Genomic DNA, 23,246 nt, shown 5'->3' on the forward strand with positions numbered 1-23,246 from the left:
AACCACCTCAACCGCTGGCCGTCCACCGCGCTGCAAGGCATGCTTTGCGTCTACCGGCGCCGTGATTGCGCCATTGTTTTTTCTTTCCGAGTTCTCCAACGCATGTCCATCGTTCATCGCAGCCTGCTTTTGGCGTTATGCGTCCTGTTGCCCACCGCCGCGCAGGCACGCAACCAAGCCTCGCCTGCACAGCAACGCGAGCAGCAGGTGGCGCAGCTGTTGCGCACCGCCGCCGATCACCCTGCACAACTGCGTGCCTGGCTGCAGGCGATGCCCAAGGGCGGCGACCTGCACAATCATCTGTCCGGCTCGGTGTATGCCGAGGACTACCTGCAGTGGGCCAGCGACGATGGCGCCTGCGTGCAACTGGACGAGCTGAGCCTGCGCGCGCCGCCGTGCGCCAAGGGCCAGGAGCCCGCACGCGACCTGGCCACGCGCAATGCCGCGCTGTATGGCCAGCTGGTGGATGCCCTGTCGATGCGCAAGTTCCTGCCCAGCCCGTCGCAGCCCACCGGACACGACCAGTTCTTCAGCACCTTCGGCAAGTTCGACGCGGTGGTGCGCATGCGCGTTGCCGACACCGTGGCCGCGGTGCTGGAACAGGCCGCGCGCGACCGCGTGCCGTATGTGGAAATCATCGCCAACCCGCCACAGATGGACCAGGCGGCAAAACAGATGCAGGCGTTGCCATGGAAGGGCGACGACGACGCGGCCAACCTGCGCGCCCTGCAGGATGCCTTGCCACCGCTGGTGCAGGCCGCACAAGGCGCGCTTGCCGACACCGACGCGCAGGTGCGCCGTGTGCTGCACTGCGACCAGCCCACTGCGCGTCCCGGCTGCCAGGTGACGTACCGCTACGTGCCTTATGTGCTGCGCGTGTTGCCGCAGCCGATGGTGTTCGGGCAGATGGCGCTGGCGCACGCGCTGATCGCCGCCGGCGGCAGCCGCGCGGTGGCGCTGAACATCGTCGCGCCCGAAGACAACCCGGTGGCGCTGGCCGATTACACCCGCCACATGGCGATGTTCCGCTTCTTCGCCACACGCTATCCCGACGTGCCGCTGTCCCTGCATGCCGGCGAGCTGGCACTGGGCCTGGTGCCGCCGGCGCAACTGCGCTCGCACATCCGCCAGGCGGTGGATGTCGGTGCACGCCGCATCGGGCACGGCGTGGACCTGCCCTACGAAGACGACGTCGATGGACTGCTGCAGCGCATGCGCGACCAGCAGGTTGCGGTAGAGATCAACCTCACCAGCAACGATGTGATCCTTGGCGTCAAAGGCGCCGCGCATCCGCTGGCGATGTATCTGCGCGCCGGTGTGCCGGTGGTGCTGTCCACCGATGATGCCGGCGTCTCCCGCGCGGACATGACCCACGAGTATCAACGCGCGATGCAGGAACAAGGCATCGATTACCCCACGCTCAAGCAGCTGGCCCGCAACGGCCTGACCTACAGCTTCCTGCCGGGCGCCAGCCTGTGGGATGCCGACAGTAACGCTGCGCAGGCCTGCGCCACCGCGTTGCAGCGCGACACCGATGATGCTGCCTGTCGAGCATTCCGCCAGGGCAGCGAGAAGGCACGGCTGCAATGGCAGCTGGAAACCGACCTGGCGCAGTACGAACGCACGCTGTTGCATGTAGGAGCGCGCCCGAGCGCGAACGGGCTTTCCCGGTAACGCCACATCGCGCGCAGGCACGCTCCTGCCAACGCGCCTTCCGATCCATCGCCGCTGCAATGCATCCCACCTTCCACGACAAAAACGCAATGACTCACCCACACACCCCCTCCTCCAAACGCCGCGTCATTCTCGAAGACGACATCGATGGCTTCACGCCTGCGCAGCTGTTGCTGTTGCAGTCGCCCGAGGTCGAGGTGCTGGGCATCAGCGCGGTCAGCGGCAACATCTGGCGCGACGAGGTGCTGGCGCATACCTGCCGCCTGCTGGAACTGGCCGGTCATCCCGATATCCCCGTGCTGCCCGGCCCGGTGCATCCGCTGCTCAACAGCGAGCTGGCCACCGAGCGCTGGGAAGCGCTCTACGGCAAGCTGGTCTGGAAAGGGGCGTGGACCAGGCACTGGGTGGACGGCGACACCGTGCAGAGCGCGCCGCGCTATCACGCCCACGACGTGGTGCCGGAGCTGGCACTGGGCAATCCCAGCGTGGTGCGCGCACGTGAGGAGCCAGCCGCGTTGTTCATGCTGCGCATGGTGCGCCAGTATCCGGGCGAGGTGAGCATCATCGCCACCGGCCCGTTGACCAGCCTGGCACTCGCGCAATCGCTGGATCCGGCCTTCGCCACGCTGGCGCGCGAGCTGGTCTACATGGGCGGCAGCCTCAACCCGCGGCAGCAACGCAACAGCATCAGCGCGCAGCAGTTCGCACGCGAGTTCGTCAACTCGCCCCGCCGCGAATTCAATATCCGCTGGGATCCGGAAGCGGCCAGCATCGTCATGCGCGCGCCCTGGCGCAGGATCACCATGGTGCCGGTGGACCCATCGACCGCAACCGAACTCACCCCCGACCTGCTTGCGCGCATGAGCGCTGCCGATACCAGCATCGGCCACGCATTGCGGCGCCGCGAACCGGGCTTTCCGATGTGGGACGAGCTGGCCACCGCGGTATGGCTGCGCCCGGAGCTGGCGACACGGACCGAAACGCTCTATGTCGATACCAACACCGCCTTCAATGCAGGCTACGGCGACATCCTGTCGTGGGCACCTGGGTATCAACCGGGGCTGGGCGAGCAGGCGCAGACGGTGGTGCACGCGGTGGATGTCCAGGCGTTCGAACAACTCCTGGTAGAGCGCCTCACTGCGCCGCAACCACCGGCAGTCGGATTGCCGCTACCCCTTCTCTCACCGGGAGAAAAAGCCTCAGGGACGGATGAGGCAGCGCCCCCGAGCCGTGGCGATTGACTGGCAATGCTGAAACGCCGCGCCTGTCATCCACCTTGGTCGTGGCAGCAACCGCAGCTCACTTGACGCATCTGTGCATCCTGCACCATCCGCCGCAGCCCAGCAGCCGGTTCAGCAGCGGCGCATTCGCACCACCCACAGGCCGCGACATCGACTCCCGACTCCCAAATCCCGACTCCCAGCCCTCGACCAGGTGACCCCATGCAACTTCCAGCGCAGTGGCAGGCCGGCATCGATCGCAATACCGAGGTGCTGCGTGGCCACGCGCAGCTGCTCGCCAGCTTCAACGCGCCTCGCCCCGCAGCGCCGGACACCACCACGCCGCGCGGGCTGATCGGCTCCATCGTCAGCACCACCCGCAGCCAGCCCACCCTGGCTGCACGCCTTGCCACCCAGACGCTGGCGCGCATCAACCAGGCCAACGACAGCCTGCGCGCGATCACCCGCCTGCTGCCCGCACGCGCCGCCGCCGATGCCGCGCGCGTGCAGGCCGCGCTGGCCGGCGGCAGCGACGGCGGTGCGTTGGCCGGCGTGCCGTTCGTGGTCAAGGATCTGTTCGACGTCGCCGGCCAGGTCACCACCGCTGGCGCCGTCATGCGCGCGCAGTGCGCGCCCGCCAGTCGCGATGCGGCCGTGGTGCAACGGCTGAGCGATGCCGGCGCGTTACTGGTCGGCACCGCCAACATGGACGAGTTCGCCTACGGCTTTGCCACCGTCAACGCGCACTACGGCACCACCGCCAACCCGCACGATCATCGCCATCTGGCCGGTGGCTCGTCGGGCGGCTCGGCCGCCGCGGTGGCCGCCGGGCTGGTGCCATTCGCGCTGGGCTCGGACACCAACGGCTCCATCCGCGTGCCTGCCGCGCTGTGCGGTGTGTACGGCCTGCGTCCCACGCACGGCGCGCTGCCGCTGGAGGGCGTGTTCGGCTTCGTCGATGCGCTGGATGTGGTGGGCCCGTTCGCCACCTCCATCGCCGACCTGCGCCGCGTCTACGAAGTGATGCTGGGGCAGCCACTGGCCCACTGCACTGCCGGCAACTTGCGCATCGCCCGCCTGGGCGGCTGGTTCCAGCGCAACCTGGATCCCGCGCTGGACGCCGGCCTGGGCGCATTGCTCACCGCCTGCAATAGCACCGCCCTGATCGAACTCCCCGACGCAGAGCGCTCCCGCGCCGCCGCGTTCGTGCTCACCGCCGCCGAGGGCGGGCACCGCCATCGCGCCGGCCTGGGCACGCACGCCGAGCAATTCGACCCGGCCACCCGCGACCGCCTGCTCGCCGGCCTGCAACTGCCCGCCAGCGCGGTGGCCGATGCGCACCGCTTCGCGCAGTGGTTTGGCGCGGCCATGCAACGGCTCTGGGACGAGGTGGATGTGTTGATTGCGCCGGCCACACCCTGCGTGGCGCCGCGCATCGACCAGGACAGCATCCAGATCGACGGCCTGCCGGTATCCGCACGCGCCAACCTGGGCATCTTCACCCAACCGCTCGGCCTGGCCGCGTGCCCGGTGCTGGCCGCACCGTTGCCGCGTCCTGGCCGCCTGCCGCTGGGCGTGCAACTGATTGCCGCACCCGGCCGCGAAGACCGCCTGTTCGCGCTCGCCGCGCACCTCGAACGCGACGGCCTGCTCGCCTTCAGCCCGCCAGCGGAGACACGCTGATGCTGCATACCTTGCGCGCACGCCGCGGCATGGTCGTGGCCCCGCATCACCTTGCCGCGCAGGCCGGGCGCGATGTGCTGCGCGACGGCGGCAACGCCATCGAAGCGGCCATCGCCACCGCCGCCTGCCTGGCCGTGGTCTACCCGCACATGACCGGCATCGGTGGCGACGGCTTCTGGCTGATCCACGACCCCGACGGCCGCGTGCATGCCATCGACGCCTGCGGCCGTGCCGCACAGGCCGCGACCCTGGACTTCTATCGCGGCCACGCCAGCATTCCGTGGCGCGGCCCGGGCGCGGCCAATACCGTCGCCGGCACCGTCTCCGGCTGGGCGCTGGCCCTGCAGCAGGCGGGCGGCGGCCTCTCGCTGCAGCGCCTGTTGCAGGACGCCATCCACCACGCCGGCGATGGCGTGCCGGTCACGCTGGGCGGCGCGCACATCGCCGCCAGCAAGAGTGCCGAACTGCGCGTCCAACCCGGTGCCTACGCCAGCATCTTCGAACCGCACGGCGCGCCGCTGCACGAGGGCGCACTGCTGTATCAGACGCAGCTCGCACACACCCTGCAGCGGCTGGCCGACCAGGGCCTGGACAGTTTCTATCGCGGCGCACTGGCCGAGGACATCGCCGCCGACCTGCAGGCGCTCGGCAGCCCGCTGCGCGCGCACGATCTCGCAAGTCATCGCGCCGAGCCCAGCGTACCGCTCTCGGTCGCCATCCACGGCGCACGCCTCTACAACCACGCGCCGCCCACGCAAGGCCTCGCTTCGCTGCTGATCCTTGCCTTGTTCGATCGCCTGCAGGCCGAACACGCCGACAGCTATGCGCACCTGCACGGCCTGATCGAAGCCACCAAACAGGCCTTCCTGATCCGCGACGCGCACCTCGGCGACCCCGCCTGGATGACGCTGGACGCACAGGCGCTGCTCGATGACAGCGCCGCGCTCGATGCGCTCGCCGCACGCATCGACATGCGCAGCGCACTGCCCTGGCCGCAGCCCTCGCAGGCCGGCGACACCGTCTGGTTCGGCGCCATCGATGCGCACGGCCGCGCGGTCAGCTGCATCCAGTCCACCTATTTCGAATTCGGCTCCGGCCTGGTGCTGCCGCGCACCGGCATCACCTGGCAGAACCGTGGCTGCAGCTTCCGCCTCGCCGCCGACGGCTGGAACGCGCTCGCCCCGGGCCGCAAACCCTTCCACACCCTCAACCCGGCCCTGGCCACCTTCGACGACGGCCGCGTCATGGCCTACGGCACCATGGGCGGCGAAGGCCAGCCACAAACCCAGGCCGCGATCTTCTCCCGCTACGCGCGCTTCGGCATGCCGCTGCAACAGGCCATCACCGCGCCACGCTGGCTGCTCGGCCGCACCTGGGGCGAAGACAGCACGTCACTGAAGCTGGAAGACCGCTTTGATCCGGCACTGGTGCAGGCACTGCGCGATGCCGGGCATGCGGTGGAGCTGTTGCCCGCCTACACCTCGGTGATGGGACACGCCGGCGCACTGGTGCGCGAAGTGAACGGCGTGCTCAGCGGGGCAAGCGATCCGCGCTCCGATGGTGCGGCGGCCGGGTGGTGATGGTCGGGGCTTGTCGGCGCTTCCTGCATCTGCCTCGGTGAGGGGTGGACGTTGTTGGTAGCCAGCTGCGCCATCGCGCCGGAGCGGCGGCTTGTACGCTGGCAGAGGCGAGCGCTAGCGATCAGGACTCCAGCCAGGGCGGAACATGGCATAGACTCCGGGCATGCTCTCCAAGGCGATGATGGCGGACCCAGCCGCGCCGATCGCTGCACAGGACGCGCTTGCTTTTTTGGGCATGCGGGGCGATGAAGAGGGATGTCGCCGCGCTTATTCGACACACGCATCAACCCTTCCACCAAGGAGAGCCACATGACAGAGCAAGACGACAATCAACCGAACCTGGAGGACGTCAAGCTGGCGTTCGACGGCCAGAGCGTGGATTGGTATCTGCAGAAGCTGGTCGCCACCGTCAACACCTCGAACGTGCAGTTCGGCATCACGCTGTTTGTCGAAGGCATCATTGTGTCGGGCCAGCTGGTCAGCGGGAAGCAGTACTTCGAGGCATTTGCGCAGGAATTCTCTGCCGCCTATCCCGGCGATGCCGAGGAAAAAGAGGATATCCGTCGTGCGTTTGCCAGCCACGCCAGCATCTACGACACCGAGGAAGATGCCGAGCAGAGCAGCACGCCGCCGCAGTTCCTCCACCTGATCGACTCGCGTTGCTTCTCGCCCGGCGGCCAGCCCCTGCCCAGCAACCGTGGCGTGCTCTGGCGCGGCAAGCTCAATGCCGTGTCCGGCTTCACGCTGGGATCGCTGTCGGCGGATTGAGCCTGGCAAGCTCCACGTTGGTGTGAGGTGCCTGTCATCTCACATTGGACTGTTGGAAATAACGCCAGGAGCACGCTCACGGCTGCACAGCAGCCAAGCGTGCTTGCGCTTGCTGACAACGGTGCGCTCGCCAACGCCTTCCGTTGGCTCTCGGCATCAGACCGGCGCTGCTCGAATGGCAGCAGCGCCGCGCAGCAATGCCGACGCAGACAGCTTGAGCGTGGGCCGCGGGCTGTGGCCGATGGCAAACGTTACTGCCGCGCAAGGCACGCGCGCTCGTGGGCTTCGTGATGCGCTTCAGAAAATCCGCTACCGCCCTCGCGTCGTTGCGTGGCACGAACTGGCCTCCACGCACTGCGCGCTGCATCGCGCAATCGCCGGCACTCACGGCTGCAAACGATCGCCCCGCCCCGCAACCAGTGACGAGGCCAGCAGCAACACGCTGGCACCGACGAAGGTGGCGCCGATCGACACATGATCCAGCAGGACGCCGCCTGCGGCACCACCCAGCAGGATGGAAAGCTGGATTGCGGCCACCATCAGGCCGCCACCGCTTTCCGGTGCGTCCTTGACGCAGCGGCTCAGCCAGGTGGACCAGGCCACCGGCATCGCCGAATTGAGCATGCCCCAGGCAATCATCGCCACGGCCACGGCCCACACCAGATGGCCGGCCAGCAGCATGCTGATGGTCGCCACACCCAACGCAACCGGCAGCACGCTGAGCAGGGTGAACAAGCGCTTGGGCACCAGCGCGGTGGCGGCATAGGTCCCGACGAATCCGGCCAGGCCCAGGCCGAGCAGCAGCAACGACAGCTGCGACACATCGACCTGCGCGACGGTTTCCAGAAACGGGCGGAAGTAGGTGAACGCAGAAAACGCGCCGGCAAACCCGAGCATTATCGCCAGCATGGCGCGCGCCACATACCCACGCTTCAATAAAGTGACGATGCCACCCAGCGAGGTGGCGCCTCGCGCGGGCATCGACGGCAGGCTGCGCCATTGCCAGAGAATGGTCAGCGCCACCAGTGGCAACATGCCCCAGAACACCCCGCGCCAGCCGATGGTGGCGCCCAGGTAGCTGCCCAGGGGCGCGGCGAATGCAGCAGCGACCGCGTTACCGATAAATATGATGCCCAAGGCCTTGGGCACCGCATGCTCGGGCATGATGCGCATCACCGTGGCAGTGGACAACGCCCAGAACCCGCCGATGGTGATGCCGAGCAGCGCGCGTGCCACCATCAACATGCCAAAGCTGTGCGCGTTGGCGATCAACAGCAGCGACACCAACATCACCCCGGTCAGGGCGAGCAACACATGGCGCCGGTTGAAGCGCGACGACAACGGTGCGATCAGCAGGCTGGCGGCCACCGCGAACAGGCCGGAGATCGAAATCGCCTGGCCGGCCATGCCGGCACTGGCGTGCAGATCTGCGGCGATCGGCGTGAGCAGGCTGACCGGCATGAATTCGGAGGCGATCAGCAGCGCAACGCAGAGCGACATCGAGCCGACCGCGCTCCAGGTCTGGCGTGTTGCGACAGGTGCGGCGCGCGAAGATGGATCGGTAGCGAGCGAACTGGCTTGCATATTTGGCCCTTGTGCGAAGTGGGATGCGAGACGAACGCCACGCCGCAAACGCGCTGACGCGGCGCTCGATGGCGAACGTGGTGTCCGGAAGGAATGCGCTGCAGGCAGCGATGCACTGCATCGACCTGCCACCGCAGCGACGCACGACGGGCGCAATGCAGCAACGGATGCTGCGGCTAGTGCGTGCATGTGTCTGGAGGTGCCGCAGCTTACGCAGGCAGTGGGCGGCGATAAAGCTGGTGGATTGGCACAGGCCTATGAAGCCGGCTCATCAACCGCGCATCCGTAGGTGATCGTGCAGCGTGATGCGCCACCATCGTTCGACACCGACTTCGGTTTGCGCGAGTGCAGCGCAGGCATGCGCCCATGCTGCGATCGCACCGGAACGATCGGTCGGTGCCACCTGTGCCGGCTGCGCGCACCGGTGCTGCCGGCAACGCGGCAGATCCATCAGCCTTTGTAGCGCAAGGCGTCGACCACCAGGTTGAAGGCGGAGGAGGAATGTCGGCGGCTGGGGTAGAACGCGTGCAAGCCCGGCCAGGTCGGCGACCAGTCCTTCATCACCCAGCGCAGCCGCCCGGCTTTGATGTGCGGGCGTGCCAGATCCTCCTGCACGAACGCGATACCGAAGCCGTCCACCGCCGCGTCCAGTGCTTCGTAAGTGCCGTTGAAGGTCAGCTGGCCGTCCACGCGCACGATGACTTCGCGGCCGTCCTTTTCCAGCTCCCAGGCATAGATGCCGCCGGCGGTTTTCATGCGCAGGTTGATGCAGCTGTGCGCGGTGAGGTCCTGCGGCGTCCTGGGAACGGGGCGGCGCGCAAGATAGGACGGTGCGGCGACGATGGCCATGCGCATGTCCGGCGCGATACGCGCGGCGATCATGTCCTTCTCGACCTGATCGCCCAGCCGCACACCCAGGTCGTAACGGTCGGCGACGATGTCGGTCAAGCCGTTGTCGACCACGATTTCGACCTTGATTTCGGGGTAGTCGCGCAGCAGCCCGGACAGCTTGGGCCACAGGATCGCGCGCGCGGCGTAGTCGGTGGCGGTGATGCGCACGGTGCCTGCAGGGGTGTCGCGCATGTCGCCGAGCGCAACCAGCGCCTCCTCGATTTCCGCAAAGCGCGGCGCCACCGTCTGGATCAGCCGCTCGCCGGCTTCGGTCGGCGCCACGCTGCGGGTGGTGCGGGTCAGCAGGCGCACACCCAGCGTCGCTTCCAGCCCGCGGATGGTGTGACTCAGCGCCGACTGCGAAACCCCCAGCTTGGCGGCAGCACGGGTGAAGCTGCCCTCGCGAACGATGGCGATCAGCGCCAACAGGTCCTTGAAGTTGTCGCGCGCCATTGGTGAATCTCTTTCATGGAATACGGGAAACTGTAGCAGTTGGTGCCATGGGGACCGCGTGGACTGCGCTTCTCCCGCTGGGGACGCTGATGCAGCGCCTGCACGCGACGAGCGTGCTTGCAGTGGTGCGACCGCGCCGCCAGCGCGCACCGGGGCGCTGCGCGGAGGTTCGGGTGAGGGCAAGTGGCCAAGCAGGCGAGGTGTCACTTCTGATGCCGCGTGGCGGCGCGTTTGTCATTGCAAGGGCTGAGAGCCCTGTGTGGCGCCCCCTCATCCGCCCTGCGGGCACCTTCTCCCGACGGGAGAAGGTGCACAACGCTGTGCAAGCTGCCTGTCGCATTTTTTGCAACGCGCACCCCTAAAAAAACCGCTTTGGGGTGACAGGGCCGGTTCGTATAGTCGAATCGACAGGCGCCGCCTGCCACGCGCGCCTGTCGCCACGATGTCGCCGGGCAATGGACCGCCCAGCGTGCTCCCCCCTTTCCACGCCGCCTGCGGAGGCCTCATGCACCAGTTCCTGTCGCATCGCGGTCCTGGCAGCGCCGGCAGAACACCACATTCGCACGGCACCCCATGCTGAGCGCGCAACGCACCTCATCCGCCCCCTGCTCGGGCGCACGCGCGGTTGCCCGCTGCGATGCCCTGGGACTTGCGCCCTACAGCGACACACCCGCCGGGCTGTTCCGCGCCTGGCTCAGCCCGGCGCATCGCGCCGCCGTTGCACAGGTGGGCCAGTGGATGCACCAGGCCGGCATGCAGGTGCGGCTGGATGCAGCGGCCAATCTGGTCGGCCGCTACGAAGGTGCACGCGCCGACGCACCGGCGCTGCTGATTGGCAGCCATCTGGACAGCGTGCGCGATGCCGGGCGTTACGACGGCCCGCTCGGCATCCTGCTCGGCATCGAATGCGTCGCCGCGCTGCATGCGCAGGGGCGGCGCCTGCCGTTCGCAATCGAGGTGATCGCCTTCGGCGACGAAGAAGGGTCGCGCTTTCCTGCCTCGATGTTCTGCAGCCGTGCAGTCGCCGGCACGCTCGACCCCGCCACGCTGGCGGTCACCGATGCGGCCGGCATCGACGTGGCCAAAGCGCTGGCGGAGTGGGACCTGGATATCGCGCAGATCCAGCAGGCCGCACGCGCGCCCGGCAGCGTGCTGGCCTATCTGGAAACCCATATCGAACAAGGCCCGGTGCTGGAAGCGGCAGGCCTGCCGGTCGGCATCGTCACCGCGATCGCGGCGCAGCGGCGCTTTGCGCTGCGCTTCGACGGCCGCGCCGGCCACGCCGGCACCACCACCATGGCCCTGCGTCGCGATGCATTGAGCGCCGCTGCCGAGGCCCTGCTGGCGATCGAAGGGATTGCACGCGCCGGCAGCGACGATCTGGTCGCCACGGTCGGCAAGCTCAACGTCGCACCCGGCGCCACCAACGTGGTGCCCGGCCGGGTGGACTGCACGCTGGACGTGCGTGCCGGCGACGATGCAACGCGCGATGCGGCAGTGCTGGAGATCGAACGCGCACTGGCCCGTATCAGCAAAACCCGCAACATCGCCATCGCCATCGACCCGTTGCAGACGCTGGCCGCCAGCCCCTGCGCACCGGCGCTGATGACCCGTCTGCAACACGCAGTCGCCGCACAGGGCATCGCGCCACGCCAGCTGGTGTCCGGCGCCGGCCACGATGCGATGGTGATGGCCGCGCTCTGCCCCACCGCGATGCTGTTCGTGCGCTGCGCCGGCGGCATCAGCCATCATCCGGACGAACACGTGGCCCCGGCCGATGCCGAGCTCGCACTGGCGGTCATGCGCCACTTCATCGAACACCTGGGAGATCCCCTTGTCACCTGATCTGCGTCACCTGCACACCTTCGGCGAGCTCGATCCCCCGCAACGGCTGTTGATGGGCCCGGGCCCGGTCAATGCGCATCCGCGTGTGCTGCGCGCGATGGCGGCCGACCTGCTCGGCCAGTTCGACCCGGAAATGACCACCTACATGAACGAGGTGATGGCGCTGTACCGGCCGCTGTTCGGCACCGAGAATCGCTGGACGTTTCTGGTCGATGGCACCGCGCGCGCCGGTATCGAAGCGGCGCTGGTATCGCTGGTCAGACCGGGCGACCGCGTGCTGGTGATCAACTTCGGCCGTTTCGGCCTGCTGCTCACCGAAATCCTCGGCCGGCTCGGTGCCGACGTGCACACCGTGGATGCGCCCTGGGGCGACGTGGTGCCGCTTGCTGCAATCGCCGAGGCGATCGAGCGCGTGGCCCCCAAGCTGGTCGCTACCGTGCACGGCGACACCTCCACCACCATGGCCCAGCCGCTGGATGGCGTGGGCGCGCTGTGCCGCGCGGCCGGCGCGCTGAGTTACGTGGATGCCACTGCCACCATCGGCGGCATGGAGATCGCCAGCGATCGCTGGGACGTGGACGTGGTCACCGGCGGCCTGCAGAAATGCCTGGGCGGGCCGTCCGGCTCGGCACCGATCACCGTCTCCAACGCGGCGGCCGAGGCGATCTTCGCGCGCCGCCATGTCGAACGCGGCATCGTGCGCGCCGACATCGTCAACGGCAGCGGGCCGCGCATCGCCTCCAATTATTTCGATCTGGCGATGATCATGGATTACTGGTCCGACAAGCGCCTCAATCACCATACCGAAGCCACCACCATGTTGTACGGCGCCCGCGAATGTGCGCGCGTGGCGCTGCAGGAAGGCCTGGACGCCCGCTTCGCCCGCCACGCCGCCGCCGGGCGTGCGGTGAGCGCAGGCATCCGCGCGTTGGGGCTGGAGGTGTTCGGCGACGATGCGCACCGCATGAGCAATGTCACCGGCGTGGTGATTCCACCCGGCATCGACAGCGATGCGGTACGCCGATGCATGCGCGAGGATTTCGAAATCGAGATCGGCACCGCGTTCGGCCCACTGCAGGGCAGGATCTGGCGCATCGGCGCAATGGGCTACAACGCGATGAAGCACAAGGTGCTGATCACCCTGGCCGCGCTGGAAGCGGTGCTGCGCGCCGAAGGCTACGCCTGCACACCGGGGCTGGCGGTGGACGCCGCCCTGGCGGCCTGGCACGCGGAGCCGCATGCATGAACACCGCGCGCGACCTGGTCGGCTATGGCGCCACCCCACCTGCGGTGCAGTGGCCCGGAGGCGCACGCATCGCGGTGCAGTTCGTCATCAACTACGAAGAGGGCGCGGAAAACTGCGTGCTCAACGGCGATGCCGGCTCGGAAGCCTTCCTGTCGGAAATGGTCGGCGCCCAGTCGCAGCCCGGCGCGCGCGCCATGGCGATGGAAAGCCTGTACGAATACGGCAGCCGCGCCGGCTTCTGGCGGCTGCATCGGCTGTTCACCACGCGCAATGTGCCGGTCACCGTGTTCGGCGTGGCGCAGGCACTGGCCTCCAACCCCGAGGCGGTGGCCGCGATGCAGGCGGCCGACTGGGAAATCGCCAGCCACGGCCTGCGCTGGATCGACTACCAGCGGGTGGACGAGGCCACCGAGCGCGCGCATATCGCGCAGGCCATCGCCGTGCACACCCGTGTCACCGGCAGCCGCCCACTGGGCTGGTACCAGGGCCGCACCAGCCCCAACACCGCGCGCCTGGTCGCCGAAGAAGGCGGCTTTGTCTACGACGCCGACAGCTATGCCGACGATGTGCCGTATTACGACACGCGCCACGGCCGCGCGCAGTTGATCGTGCCGTACACACTGGACGCCAACGACATGAAGTTCGTCGCCTACAACGGCTTTGCCGATGGCGAGCCGTTCTTCCGTTACCTGCGCGATGGCTTCGAGCAACTGCGCAGCGAGGGCGGCCGCATGCTGTCGATCGGCCTGCACGGGCGCATCGTCGGCAAGCCGGCGCGTGCCGCGGCCCTGGCACGGTTTGTCGATCACGTGCTGGCCAGCGGCGATGCCTGGATTGCGCGCCGCATCGATATCGCGCGGCATTGGCTGCAGGTCCATCCGGCATGAGCATCGACACCACCGACATCGACCTGCCCGAGGTGATCGCGCAAGTGACCGCGGCCTTCCATGCCTACGAACAGGCCCTGATGGACGACGACATCGCCGCGATGGATGCGCTGTTCCACCCCGCACCCAGCACGGTGCGCTACGGCGTGGGCGAAGTGCTGTACGGCATCGAGGCGATCCGCGCCTTTCGCATCGGGCGCGGCGGCTCGCCGCAACGCCAGCTCGTGCAGGTGCAGGTGCACGGCTTCGGTCACGACTTCGCCACCACACATGCGGAATTCGTTCGTGCCGGCAGCAGCGCGCGCGGCCGCCAGAGCCAGAGCTGGGTGCGGTTCTCCGACGGCTGGAAGGTGGTCGCCGCGCATGTCTCGCTGCAGGGGACGCATGCATGAGCGCGCTCGACGACAACATGCTGGACGATGCCGCCTTCGTGGCGCGCTACCGCGAGCTGTTCGAGCATTCGCCGTGGGTGGTCGAACGCGCTGCACGGCGGCGCCCGTTCGCCGATGTGTACCGCGGGCTGATGCAGGTGGTGTTCGACGCGTCGCAGGAGGACCAGGTTGCGTTGATCCGCGCCCATCCGGAGCTGGCCGGCAAGGCGGCAATCGACCGCACGCTCACCGCCGCGTCGGCGGCCGAGCAGGCCGCGGCCGGATTGGACAGGCTCAGCGACGCCGAGTTCAAGCGCTTCCACGCGCTCAATCAGGCCTATCGCCACCGGTTCGGATTTCCGTTCGTGATCTGCGTGCGGCTGCACGACAAGGCCGGCATCCTGGCCGCACTGGAACGCCGGCTGGATGCATCGCGCAGCGAAGAACTGTCCACCGCCCTCGCCGAGATCGGCAAGATCGTATCCCTGCGCCTGGAGGCACTGCCATGAGCCTGGCCCAACTCGAACGCGAGCTCCACCACGATCTGCAACGCCTGGCCCACGGCGGCGATGCATGGACGCAGCCGCGCGTGCATCCGGCCGGGCACGTGTATGACGTGGTGATCGTCGGCGCCGGCCAGAGCGGCCTGGGCGCGGCGTTCGCACTGCAACGCGAGCGCGTGCACAACGTGCTGGTCATCGATGAAAACGCCGCGGGGCAGGAAGGTCCGTGGGTGACCTATGCGCGCATGCAGACCCTGCGCACGCCCAAGCAGATCACCTCGATCGACCTGGGCGTGCCGTCGCTGACCTTCCGCGCCTGGTGGGAAGCCCAGCACGGCAGCGCCGGCTGGGACGCGCTGGACAAGATTCCACGCGGCAGCTGGATGGACTATCTGCGTTGGTACCGCGCGGTGCTGCGCCTGCCGGTGCGCAATGCCACCCAGCTGGCACGCGTGGAGCCGGACGTGGCGCCGGGCATCCACCGCCTGCATCTGGCCATGGGCGCGCCGCTGCTCACGCGCAAGCTGATCCTGGCCACCGGCATCCAGGGCGGCGGCCAATGGATGGTGCCGGACTGGATCAGCCGCGCCCTGCCCGCAGAGCGCTACGCGCACACCTCCGGCCACATCGACTTCGCCGCGCTGGCCGGCAAGCGCGTGGGCATCCTGGGCGGCGGCGCCTCGGCATTCGACAATGCCTGTTTCGCGCTGGATCAAGGCGTCGCCAGTGCGGAGGTGTTCGTGCGCCGCAGCGCATTGCCGCGCATCAATCCGTTCCGCCACATGGAACAGGCCGGCATCATTCCGCGCTTTCTCACGCTGCCGGATGCGGACAAGTACCGGATGATGGCCAGCTTCTTCGCACACAACCAGCCGCCGACCAACGACACCTTCCAACGCGCCTGCGCGCATGCCGGCTTTGCGCTGCACCTGGGCGCGCCGTGGCTGGAGGTGGCCGAGCGCGATGGCGAAGTAGTGGTCCGTACGCCGCAGGGCGAGCATCGCTTCGACTTCCTCGCCGTTGCCACCGGCCTGGTCACCGACCCGCAGCTGCGCCCGGAACTGGCCGCGCTGTCCGGGCGCATCGCCTGCTGGGCCGACCGCTACCAGCCGCCGCCGGGCCAGGCCAATCCGGTATTGGATGCACATCCCTACCTGGGGCCGGGCTTCGAACTGCTGCCGCGCACGCCCGAGGATGCCGCGCTGCTGCATGGGGTGTTCGCCTTCAACTATTCGGCGCTGATCAACCATGGCCCGTCGGCGGCAGCGCTGTCCGGGCTCAAGGTCGCGCTGCCGCGGCTGGCCCGCGCGGTGGCCGATCAGCTGTTCCTGGACGACCGCCAGGCCATCGTCGACTGCTACCTGGCCTACGACCAGCCCGAATTCGTCGGCCAATGGCCGCAACCGACCCAGGCGGTGGCATGAGCACGCTGTCCACCCATGTGCTGGATACCGCCACCGGCCGCCCCGCCGCCGGCATCGCCTTGCGTCTGTTCGCCGACGCCGGCCTGCACTTTGCCGGGGTCACCAACCAGGACGGGCGTTGCCCCGAACTGGCCGCGCTCACGCTGCAACCCGGCCGCTACCGGCTGGAGTTCGAGGTGGCCGGCTATTGGCGTGCCACCGGCACCGCACTGCCGGACCCGCCATTCCTGGAGCAAATCCCGATCGCGTTCGGCATCGCCGACGACGGCCATTACCACGTGCCGCTGCTGCTTTCGCCGTACGGGTATTCCACCTACCGCGGCAGCTGAGCGTCCGCCGCTTCGGCAACGGACCGGCGGGGCATACGCCGCGTTGCGCATCGGCCCCGTAGAATGGCGCCTTTCCGGCGACAGGCCGGGGCCCCGGAATTGTCATGATCCACAACGATGTACTGCGCAGCATCCGCTACATGCTCGACCTCAGCGACGACAAGGTAGTGGAGATCACCCACCTGGCCGACCCGGAGTTCGCGCTCGACAAGCCGCAGGTACAGGCCTGGCTGAAGAAGGAGGACGAGCCCGGCTTCGAGCCCTGCACCGACGCGATGCTGGCGCGCTTCCTCGACGGCCTGGTGCTGCGTTTCCGCGGCCGCGACGAAAGCCAGCCGGTACGTCCGCTGGAAACCCGTGTCGGCAACAACCTGGTGCTGAAGAAACTGCGCGTGGCCTTCGAGCTGAAAGACGTGGACATGCACGCCATCTTCGCCAGCGCCGGCTTCCCGCTGTCCAAGCCGGAACTGTCCGCGCTGTTCCGCCAGCCCGGCCACAAGAATTTCCGCCCCTGCGGCGACCAGCTGTTGCGCGCCTTCCTCAAGGGCCTGACCGCCCGGATGCGCGAAGCGGGTTGACGACCTGATACCGAGGTCGGCCTGGTTTGGCCTGATCGTGCGACGACGCCGCGACTTGAATTCGCAGGTTTTTAGCGCAGTTTTCGTGTATCTCGAAGTGGCTGGATAGTGTCGATGGATCGATCGTGGAGCGGTCGATCTGTTGCTTGGCTGCACGGCCCTTGCCCGCCCACCATCGCAGGACACGCCGTGAATCCGTCCATGGAGGCTCTGGCGCGGCATCCATGCCGCTCAAGGTCCCGCGACGGTGGGCAGGCAAGGACCAAGCGAGATTGCAGGCAAAGTGTGCCTGCTCGCCGCGGCGCGTAACGCAAATCCAATGGCGCTGTCGATACGCTCGCGTTCAGCGCACACGGACGTGATCGGATGGAACCTGCAACACAGCACCGTCCACGCGATCGGCAAGGCGAACCCGCCCTTGCTATCTTGTTGGTGCTCGCACTGCATGGTGTATTCGCGCTTTGGCTAAGCCGCATACCACCGGTCGCTGTAACCGATCGCCAGCGCAGCAGCTCGCCGCGCATGACGCTGGTGTTTTTACCGCGCCCGCTGCAAGCAGCCGGTCCACAGGCATCACCGCCCGGCATGATCACTGGGTCGCCATCGTCGCGACGCGTGGTAAATACAGCGAGCGCGGCGATGCCTCGCAGCACGCAAACACTGCCACAGGTGGACATGCGGCGATCAGCACGCTCATCAGACAGCCCCGTCGCTACATCTGGTAATACTTCGCAGTCGTTGAATCTTTCACTACCGGCCACCGTCGTCGATACGGCAACGCCCACACGCAATTTCATGCAACGCGCCGCGCCGGTGGACTATCAGGCCACCCGCTTTGCTGGTGACTGGACGCCGGACGGCGGCGAGATTCAGCAGACCTGGGCCTTTCGTTCCAAGCTCGCCGGTGCCGCGCTGTCGCTGACCGGCGCGCTGGAACGACCCTGCAACCAACGCGAGCGCGATCAGCGATTGCGCAGATGCTTCGGAAAGCAGTACCAGGGCGATATGGATCCGCCAATCACGCGAGCGAAGTGACAGGACTGCAGAGTCTTCCCTAACCCAGGTCCTTCCACGCCGTTGATCAGTGAGACCGGAAACGGCATCACTACCGTCTCCGGGCCACTAAAAGGCCACGTGGACCTTGTTGGATTAGGCGAAACCGCTGACTGGCAAGGTCCAGGCATGATTATGTCGCACCTCAACAAGCCCTCATCAAAAACAGATACGCGCTTTTTTTATCATTCCGTACAAGCCTACGCACTGACGACTGCCGCTCTACGCACTTCGGCGCGAAGGGGCCCGATCAGGACCTCCCTCGCACCGACGGCAACCACGACATTCGTCGGTCACGCCGCAGCCGCCAGGCGCGGCCGGCGTGCATCCAGACGGAACACCGCTACCGCTTCGCTCAGTTCCACCGCCTGCTCTTGCATTGCACGTGCCGCGGCGGAGGCCTCTTCCACCAGTGCGGCATTGCGCTGGGTGGTTTCGTCCATGTCGTTGACCGTGCGGGCGACCTGCTCGATGCCGGACGACTGCTCGCGCGATGCCGCGGAAATTTCCGCGATCAAGGTGGTGACCTGCTGCACCGACTGCACGATCTGCTGCATCGTCTGCCCGGCCTGATCCACGCGCGCGCTGCCACGCTCCACGCTGTCCACCGAGGCATCGATCAGGTGCTTGATCTCCTTGGCCGCGCCGGCCGAACGCTGCGCCAGCGCACGCACTTCCGAGGCGACCACGGCGAAACCACGGCCCTGTTCGCCCGCCCGTGCGGCTTCCACCGCCGCGTTCAAGGCCAGGATGTTGGTCTGGAACGCGATGCCGTCGATGACGCTGATGATCTCGGCGATCTTCTTCGACGAGACCTCGATCTCGCCCATGGTGTCGACCACGCTGGCCACCATCTCGCCGCCGCGGCCGGCGATCTCCGCGGCCGCCTGCGCGCCGCGGCTGGCCTGCTGCGCGGTGTCGGCGTTCTGGCGCACGGTGGAGGTGAGTTCTTCCATCGAGGCGGCGGTTTCTTCCAGGTTGGCTGCCTGCTGTTCGGTGCGCTGCGCCAGGTCGTTGTTGCCGGCGGCAATCTCCGCCGAGGCGGTGCGGATGGTCTGCGCGGCCAGAGTGATGTCGCCGACGATATCGGTCAGGCGCTGCACGGTGGCGTTGGCATCGTCGCGCATGCGCGCGAACACGCCTTGCTGGTTGCCGTGCATGCGCGCGGTCAGGTCGCCATCGGCAATCGCCTTGAGCAGCTGCGACAGCTCGGCCAGGTTCTGGTCCACGTTCTGCATCAGGCCGTTGACGCCGCTGACCATGGCGCGGAATTCGAACTGGTAGGCCTCTGCATTTCCGCGCGTGGCGAAGTCGCCGGCCGCAGCCGCGTCGACCAGGCCACGGATTTCGCCGTTGATCGCCGCCAGGTTGCGCTTGGTGGTGTCCATCGCCTCGGTGATCTGCGCCTTCTCGCCCGGCAGGCGCGGCATATCCACCGACATGTCGCCCACCGCGTAATGCTGCATCACCTGCAGCATGTTGCCGATCAGACCGACCTGTGCGCCGATCAGGCCATTGGTGTCGTCGACCATGCGGCCGTACGCGCCCGGGAAGGCCTGCGCGTCCATGCGGTAACTCATCTGCCCGGCTTCGTGGCGCTGCGCCATGTCGGCCTGCGCGGTGGAGACATCGCTGAGCGTGTTGACCACCTGGCCCATGGCCTGGCCGAGCAGACCGATTTCATCGCGATTGCTGACCGCCGCACGCGCCGACAGATCGCCGGCTGCCACCTGGCGCGCCGCGCGTGCGACGTGTTCGATCGGGCGCACGATCGAGCGACGGATCCACCAGCCCAGCACCGCCACCAGGCACAACGCCGCCACGATGGTGGCCACCGCCGACAGCACCAGCTTGTGCTGCGCCGATTGCGAACCGGCCAGCACCGCGGCATCGGCCAGGGTCTTGCTGCGCGTCACCAGCGCTTCCAGCGTCTGGCTGGGCGCGCGGTCCTGGCCCTTGACCAGCTGGTCGCCGACCTGGGTGTCGTAACCGGCTTCGGCAAACCTGCCCAGCGCTGCTTCGTAGTGGCGCTGCAGGCCCAGATGCGCCTTGGCAAAGTCCTGCGCCAGCGTCCGCACCTGCGGGTCCCGGGTGGCCTTGGCCAGCGCCTCGGTGCCTGCCTGCACCTTCCTGCCCTGCTCGCGGAAGGCGCCCAGGTGCTTGTCCAGCTGCGCCGGGTCGCGCCCGCGGATCAGGACGTTCTTCCACTCCTGCACCTGCAGGCGGAAGTCGCGGGTGATCTCCTCGCTGCTGGAGGCCTGCGCCACCTCCGGCGGTACCTTGCCCGACAGGCTCAGCCACGCCGTGCCCAAACCACCGAGGGCACACAGCAGGATGACCGACAGACCCAGCGCGAGCGCGCCGAGCAGCTTGCTTTGCAGGCTGACGAATTTCGGTGTGGCAACAGACATGGGGCATCCAGAGTGGGAATTGCACCGGTTATCGACAGGTGTACTACCGATCTGAAGCAGCGCCCGGCGCCAGAATCTGCCTTGAATGCCCAAAGAGGTGAGCACTTCCGGATTCCCCGACATGCTTCACCCGTCCGCCCGACCATCGCGCCATCGGTGGTGGCCCCGTATCCTTCCCGCGCATGACCGAGCCTGCTTTTCCGATCTCCCCCCTGCTGCCGCAGCTGTGCGACAGCCTGGCCACCCATCCACGGCTGGTGCTGGAAGCCCCGCCCGGTGCCGGCAAGACCACCCAGGTGCCGCTGGCCTTGCTGGACGCGCCATGGCTGGCCGGTCGCAAGATCGTGATGCTCGAACCGCGCCGCGTGGCCGCCCGCAGCGCCGCCGTGTTCATGGCGCGCCAGCTGGGCGAGCCGGTCGGCGAGACCGTGGGCTACCGCATCCGCTTCGAGAACAAGACCTCCGCGCGCACCCGCGTCGAGGTCGTCACCGAGGGCATCCTGACCCGCATGATCCAGGACGACCCGATGCTGGAGCACGTCGGCGCGCTGCTGTTCGACGAATTCCACGAACGCCATCTGGCCGGCGACCTCGGCCTGGCGCTGGCGCTGGACGTGCAGGCGCAGGTGCGCGAAGACCTGCGCATCGTGGCGATGTCGGCCACGCTCGATGGCGAGCGCCTGGCCGGCTTTCTCGACGCGCCGCGCCTGAGCAGCGCCGGGCGCAGCTTCCCGGTGGAGGTCGCGCACTTCCCCGCGCGCCGCGACGAAGCGCTGGAGCCGCAGACCCGGCGCGCAGTGGAACACGCCCTGGCCGCCCATCCGGGCGATGTGCTGGTGTTCCTGCCCGGCCAACGCGAGATCGCACGCGTGCACGGCGCCCTGCAGGACGTGCTGGACCCGGCCGTGCAGGTGCTGCCGCTGCATGGCGAGCTGTCGGTCGAGGCGCAAAGCCAGGTGCTGCAACCGGACCCGTCGGGGCGCCGCCGCGTGGTACTGGCGACCAACGTCGCCGAGTCCTCGGTGACCCTGCCCGGCGTGCGCGTGGTCATCGACAGCGGGCTGGCGCGCGAGCCGCACTACGACCCCAACAGCGGCTTCTCGCGGCTGGACATCACCACCATTGCGCAGGCCTCGGCCGACCAGCGCGCCGGCCGTGCCGGGCGCGTGGCCAGCGGCTGGGCGTACCGGCTGTGGCCGCAATCGCAACGGCTGGAACCGCAGCGGCGCGCGGAGATCACCCAGGTGGAACTGGCGGGCCTTGCGCTGGAACTGGCCGCCTGGGGCAGCGCCGCGCTGCGTTTCGTCGATGCACCGCCGGCCGGCGCGCTGGCCGCCGCGCACGAGTTGCTGCAGCGACTGGGCGCACTCACCGGCAGCGGCGGCATCACCGCGCTGGGCCGGCGCATGCTCGCGCTGGGCACCCATCCGCGCCTGGCCGCGATGCTGGTGCAGGCCGGCGATGTGACCCGCGTGGCGCTGGCCTGCGACCTGGCCGCCTTGCTGGAAGCACGCGACCCGCTGCGTCAGGGCGGCGATGGGCTGGCCGCGCGCTGGCGCGCACTGGCTGCCTTCCGGCAAGGCCGCAGCGCGCACGATGCCAACCGCGGCGGCCTGGCCGCGATCGACAGCGCCGCCAAGCAATGGCGACGCCGGCTGCGCTGCGACAGCGCCCCGCCTGCCAGCGTGGAGGCGCATGCACTGGGCGACCTGCTCTCGCACGCCTTCCCCGACCGCATTGCCGCGCGCCACCCCAACGACCCGCTGCGCTACCTGCTCGCCAACGGCCGCAGCGCGCGCCTGTTCGACCACAGCGACCTGCGCGGCGAGCCGTGGCTGGTCGCCAGCGAACTGCGTTACGAAGCCAAGGACGCGCTGCTGCTACGCGCCGCGCCGGTGGATGAAGGCTACCTGCGCCGCAGCGTGCCAGAGCGCTTCGTGCAGCAGGACCTGGTGCAATGGGATGCAGACAAGCGCGCCCTGGTCGCGCGCCGGCAATCCAGCTTCGACCGCATCGTGCTCGACAGCCGCCCGGCCGGCCGCGTCGATCCGGCGCAAGCCGCCGGCGCCCTGACCGAAGCTGTGCGTCAGCTGGGCCTGGATGCCTTGCCCTGGACCGACGGCCTGCGCCAATGGCGTGCACGCCTGCAATCGTTGCGCGCCTGGATGCCCGAGCTGGCGCTGCCCGATCTGTCCGATACGGCGCTGCTGGACACGCTGGACACCTGGCTGCGCCCGGCCTTCGCCGGCAAGACCCGCCTGGATGCGCTGGACGACGCCACGCTGGGCGAAGCGCTCAAGGGCGCCCTGCCGTGGGACCGTCGCCAGTTGATCGACCGCCACGCGCCCAACCGCATCAGCGTGCCCTCGGGCATGGAGCGGCAGATCGTCTACGCCCTCGACCACGCCGGGCAGCCGGTGCCGCCGGTGCTGGCGGTCAAGTTGCAGGAACTGTTCGGCCTTGCCGAAACCCCGCGCATTGCCGACGGCCGCATCCCGCTGACCCTGCATCTGCTCTCGCCCGGCGGGCGCCCGTTGCAGGTCACCCAGGATCTGAAGAGCTTCTGGGTCACGACCTATCCGGATGTCAGGAAGGAGATGAAGGGGCGGTATCCCAGACATCCGTGGCCCGACGATCCTTGGACTGCGACTGCAACCCATAGAGCAAAACCACGTGGCACTTGAGGCCCCTCTCCCCGCGGGAGAGGGACTGGGTGAGGGTACGAGCGAAGCCACCTGCGGTTGAA

Annotated in this window: 18 protein-coding genes; 15 read left to right on the forward strand and 3 right to left on the reverse strand. The window is 68.2% G+C overall.

The genetic code is table 11. The features are described 5' to 3' along the window. Positions 1 to 102: 102 nt before the first annotated feature. The 5 genes from EO174_RS00495 to gvpU all read left to right on the forward strand — a co-directional run bounded on the left by EO174_RS00495 (position 103) and on the right by gvpU (position 6,925). Positions 103 to 1,674 carry an adenosine deaminase gene (locus EO174_RS00495; protein ID WP_164740023.1) on the forward strand — a complete coding sequence of 524 codons (1,572 nt, stop codon included), beginning with the start codon at positions 103 to 105 and terminating at the stop codon, positions 1,672 to 1,674. A gap of 89 nt (positions 1,675 to 1,763) precedes the next feature. Continuing rightward, entirely contained in the window at positions 1,764 to 2,915 is a 1,152-nt protein-coding gene (locus EO174_RS00500; protein WP_126941600.1) for a nucleoside hydrolase, read from the forward strand. Positions 2,916 to 3,116: 201 nt separating this feature from the next. Beyond that, entirely contained in the window at positions 3,117 to 4,577 is a 1,461-nt protein-coding gene (locus tag EO174_RS00505; RefSeq protein WP_126941601.1) for an AtzE family amidohydrolase, read from the forward strand. Beyond that, entirely contained in the window at positions 4,577 to 6,157 is a 1,581-nt protein-coding gene (locus EO174_RS00510) for a gamma-glutamyltransferase family protein (RefSeq protein WP_126941602.1), read from the forward strand. Before EO174_RS00505 ends, EO174_RS00510 begins: the two co-directional genes overlap by 1 nt. 309 nt (positions 6,158 to 6,466) lie before the next feature. After that, entirely contained in the window at positions 6,467 to 6,925 is a 459-nt protein-coding gene (gene gvpU / locus EO174_RS00515; protein ID WP_104583975.1) for a gas vesicle accessory protein GvpU, read from the forward strand. 384 nt (positions 6,926 to 7,309) lie between these two features. On the opposite strand, the gene EO174_RS00520 is transcribed toward gvpU, so the two are convergent. Further along, positions 7,310 to 8,509: an MFS transporter gene (locus tag EO174_RS00520; protein WP_126941603.1), complete on the reverse strand. Its 1,200-nt coding sequence runs from the start codon at positions 8,507 to 8,509 to the stop codon at positions 7,310 to 7,312. A 450-nt stretch (positions 8,510 to 8,959) separates the two neighbouring features. After that, on the reverse strand, positions 8,960 to 9,853 hold the full coding sequence (locus EO174_RS00525) for a LysR family transcriptional regulator (protein WP_119129328.1): 894 nt from the start codon (positions 9,851 to 9,853) through the stop codon (positions 8,960 to 8,962). 573 nt (positions 9,854 to 10,426) lie between these two features. On the opposite strand from EO174_RS00525, the gene EO174_RS00530 reads away from it, so the two are divergent. From EO174_RS00530 to EO174_RS22840, 9 genes are all read left to right on the forward strand, one after another. Further along, positions 10,427 to 11,698, forward strand: coding sequence for an allantoate amidohydrolase (locus tag EO174_RS00530; protein WP_104583913.1), 1,272 nt, complete (start codon positions 10,427 to 10,429; stop codon positions 11,696 to 11,698). After that, the gene (locus EO174_RS00535; protein ID WP_126941604.1) at positions 11,688 to 12,944 is read left to right on the forward strand and encodes an alanine--glyoxylate aminotransferase family protein; all 1,257 of its coding nucleotides are present in this window, start codon (positions 11,688 to 11,690) and stop codon (positions 12,942 to 12,944) included. The genes EO174_RS00530 and EO174_RS00535 overlap by 11 nt, the downstream gene beginning before the upstream one ends. After that, the gene (gene puuE, locus EO174_RS00540) at positions 12,941 to 13,831 is read left to right on the forward strand and encodes an allantoinase PuuE (protein ID WP_126941605.1); all 891 of its coding nucleotides are present in this window, start codon (positions 12,941 to 12,943) and stop codon (positions 13,829 to 13,831) included. Before EO174_RS00535 ends, puuE begins: the two co-directional genes overlap by 4 nt. Then, the gene (gene hpxZ, locus EO174_RS00545; protein WP_104583916.1) at positions 13,828 to 14,223 is read left to right on the forward strand and encodes an oxalurate catabolism protein HpxZ; all 396 of its coding nucleotides are present in this window, start codon (positions 13,828 to 13,830) and stop codon (positions 14,221 to 14,223) included. The genes puuE and hpxZ overlap by 4 nt, the downstream gene beginning before the upstream one ends. Beyond that, complete coding sequence (gene uraD, locus EO174_RS00550) at positions 14,220 to 14,711, forward strand: 2-oxo-4-hydroxy-4-carboxy-5-ureidoimidazoline decarboxylase (RefSeq protein ID WP_126941606.1); 492 nt, start codon at positions 14,220 to 14,222, stop codon at positions 14,709 to 14,711. Before hpxZ ends, uraD begins: the two co-directional genes overlap by 4 nt. Then, complete coding sequence (gene hpyO / locus EO174_RS00555; protein ID WP_126941607.1) at positions 14,708 to 16,129, forward strand: FAD-dependent urate hydroxylase HpyO; 1,422 nt, start codon at positions 14,708 to 14,710, stop codon at positions 16,127 to 16,129. The genes uraD and hpyO overlap by 4 nt, the downstream gene beginning before the upstream one ends. After that, the gene (gene uraH, locus EO174_RS00560) at positions 16,099 to 16,458 is read left to right on the forward strand and encodes a hydroxyisourate hydrolase (protein WP_053046052.1); all 360 of its coding nucleotides are present in this window, start codon (positions 16,099 to 16,101) and stop codon (positions 16,456 to 16,458) included. Before hpyO ends, uraH begins: the two co-directional genes overlap by 31 nt. Before the next feature lie 104 nt (positions 16,459 to 16,562). Beyond that, the gene (locus tag EO174_RS00565) at positions 16,563 to 17,036 is read left to right on the forward strand and encodes a DUF1456 family protein (RefSeq protein WP_016901421.1); all 474 of its coding nucleotides are present in this window, start codon (positions 16,563 to 16,565) and stop codon (positions 17,034 to 17,036) included. Between the two features lie 522 nt (positions 17,037 to 17,558). Further along, positions 17,559 to 18,071, forward strand: coding sequence for a hypothetical protein (locus EO174_RS22840; RefSeq protein WP_164740019.1), 513 nt, complete (start codon positions 17,559 to 17,561; stop codon positions 18,069 to 18,071). 311 nt (positions 18,072 to 18,382) lie between these two features. Here EO174_RS22840 and EO174_RS00580 read toward each other — a convergent pair whose 3' ends face one another. Beyond that, positions 18,383 to 20,500: a methyl-accepting chemotaxis protein gene (locus EO174_RS00580; protein WP_164740025.1), complete on the reverse strand. Its 2,118-nt coding sequence runs from the start codon at positions 20,498 to 20,500 to the stop codon at positions 18,383 to 18,385. Positions 20,501 to 20,682: 182 nt separating this feature from the next. Between EO174_RS00580 and hrpB the strand changes: the two genes are divergently transcribed. Continuing rightward, positions 20,683 to 23,184 carry an ATP-dependent helicase HrpB gene (gene hrpB / locus EO174_RS00585; RefSeq protein ID WP_126941609.1) on the forward strand — a complete coding sequence of 834 codons (2,502 nt, stop codon included), beginning with the start codon at positions 20,683 to 20,685 and terminating at the stop codon, positions 23,182 to 23,184. Positions 23,185 to 23,246 lie beyond the last annotated feature (62 nt).

The sequence above is a fragment of the Xanthomonas sp. BRIP62418 genome (assembly GCF_003993495.1).
Taxonomy (GTDB): domain Bacteria; phylum Pseudomonadota; class Gammaproteobacteria; order Xanthomonadales; family Xanthomonadaceae; genus Xanthomonas; species Xanthomonas euroxanthea.

What these genes read in the sequence shown, in the direction of transcription:
- EO174_RS00495 (WP_164740023.1), top strand. Translation starts at nt 103, where the DNA reads ATGTCCATCGTTCATCGCAGCCTGCTTTTGGCGTTATGCGTCCTGTTG.
- EO174_RS00530 (WP_104583913.1), top strand. Translation starts at nt 10,427, where the DNA reads ATGCTGAGCGCGCAACGCACCTCATCCGCCCCCTGCTCGGGCGCACGC.
- hpyO (WP_126941607.1), top strand. Translation starts at nt 14,708, where the DNA reads ATGAGCCTGGCCCAACTCGAACGCGAGCTCCACCACGATCTGCAACGC.
- EO174_RS00520 (WP_126941603.1), bottom strand. Translation starts at nt 8,509, where the DNA reads ATGCAAGCCAGTTCGCTCGCTACCGATCCATCTTCGCGCGCCGCACCT.
- uraH (WP_053046052.1), top strand. Translation starts at nt 16,099, where the DNA reads ATGGCCGCAACCGACCCAGGCGGTGGCATGAGCACGCTGTCCACCCAT.
- EO174_RS00525 (WP_119129328.1), bottom strand. Translation starts at nt 9,853, where the DNA reads ATGGCGCGCGACAACTTCAAGGACCTGTTGGCGCTGATCGCCATCGTT.
- EO174_RS00580 (WP_164740025.1), bottom strand. Translation starts at nt 20,500, where the DNA reads ATGTCTGTTGCCACACCGAAATTCGTCAGCCTGCAAAGCAAGCTGCTC.
- EO174_RS22840 (WP_164740019.1), top strand. Translation starts at nt 17,559, where the DNA reads ATGACGCTGGTGTTTTTACCGCGCCCGCTGCAAGCAGCCGGTCCACAG.
- EO174_RS00510 (WP_126941602.1), top strand. Translation starts at nt 4,577, where the DNA reads ATGCTGCATACCTTGCGCGCACGCCGCGGCATGGTCGTGGCCCCGCAT.
- hpxZ (WP_104583916.1), top strand. Translation starts at nt 13,828, where the DNA reads ATGAGCATCGACACCACCGACATCGACCTGCCCGAGGTGATCGCGCAA.
- uraD (WP_126941606.1), top strand. Translation starts at nt 14,220, where the DNA reads ATGAGCGCGCTCGACGACAACATGCTGGACGATGCCGCCTTCGTGGCG.
- gvpU (WP_104583975.1), top strand. Translation starts at nt 6,467, where the DNA reads ATGACAGAGCAAGACGACAATCAACCGAACCTGGAGGACGTCAAGCTG.
- EO174_RS00565 (WP_016901421.1), top strand. Translation starts at nt 16,563, where the DNA reads ATGATCCACAACGATGTACTGCGCAGCATCCGCTACATGCTCGACCTC.
- puuE (WP_126941605.1), top strand. Translation starts at nt 12,941, where the DNA reads ATGAACACCGCGCGCGACCTGGTCGGCTATGGCGCCACCCCACCTGCG.
- hrpB (WP_126941609.1), top strand. Translation starts at nt 20,683, where the DNA reads ATGACCGAGCCTGCTTTTCCGATCTCCCCCCTGCTGCCGCAGCTGTGC.
- EO174_RS00505 (WP_126941601.1), top strand. Translation starts at nt 3,117, where the DNA reads ATGCAACTTCCAGCGCAGTGGCAGGCCGGCATCGATCGCAATACCGAG.
- EO174_RS00500 (WP_126941600.1), top strand. Translation starts at nt 1,764, where the DNA reads ATGACTCACCCACACACCCCCTCCTCCAAACGCCGCGTCATTCTCGAA.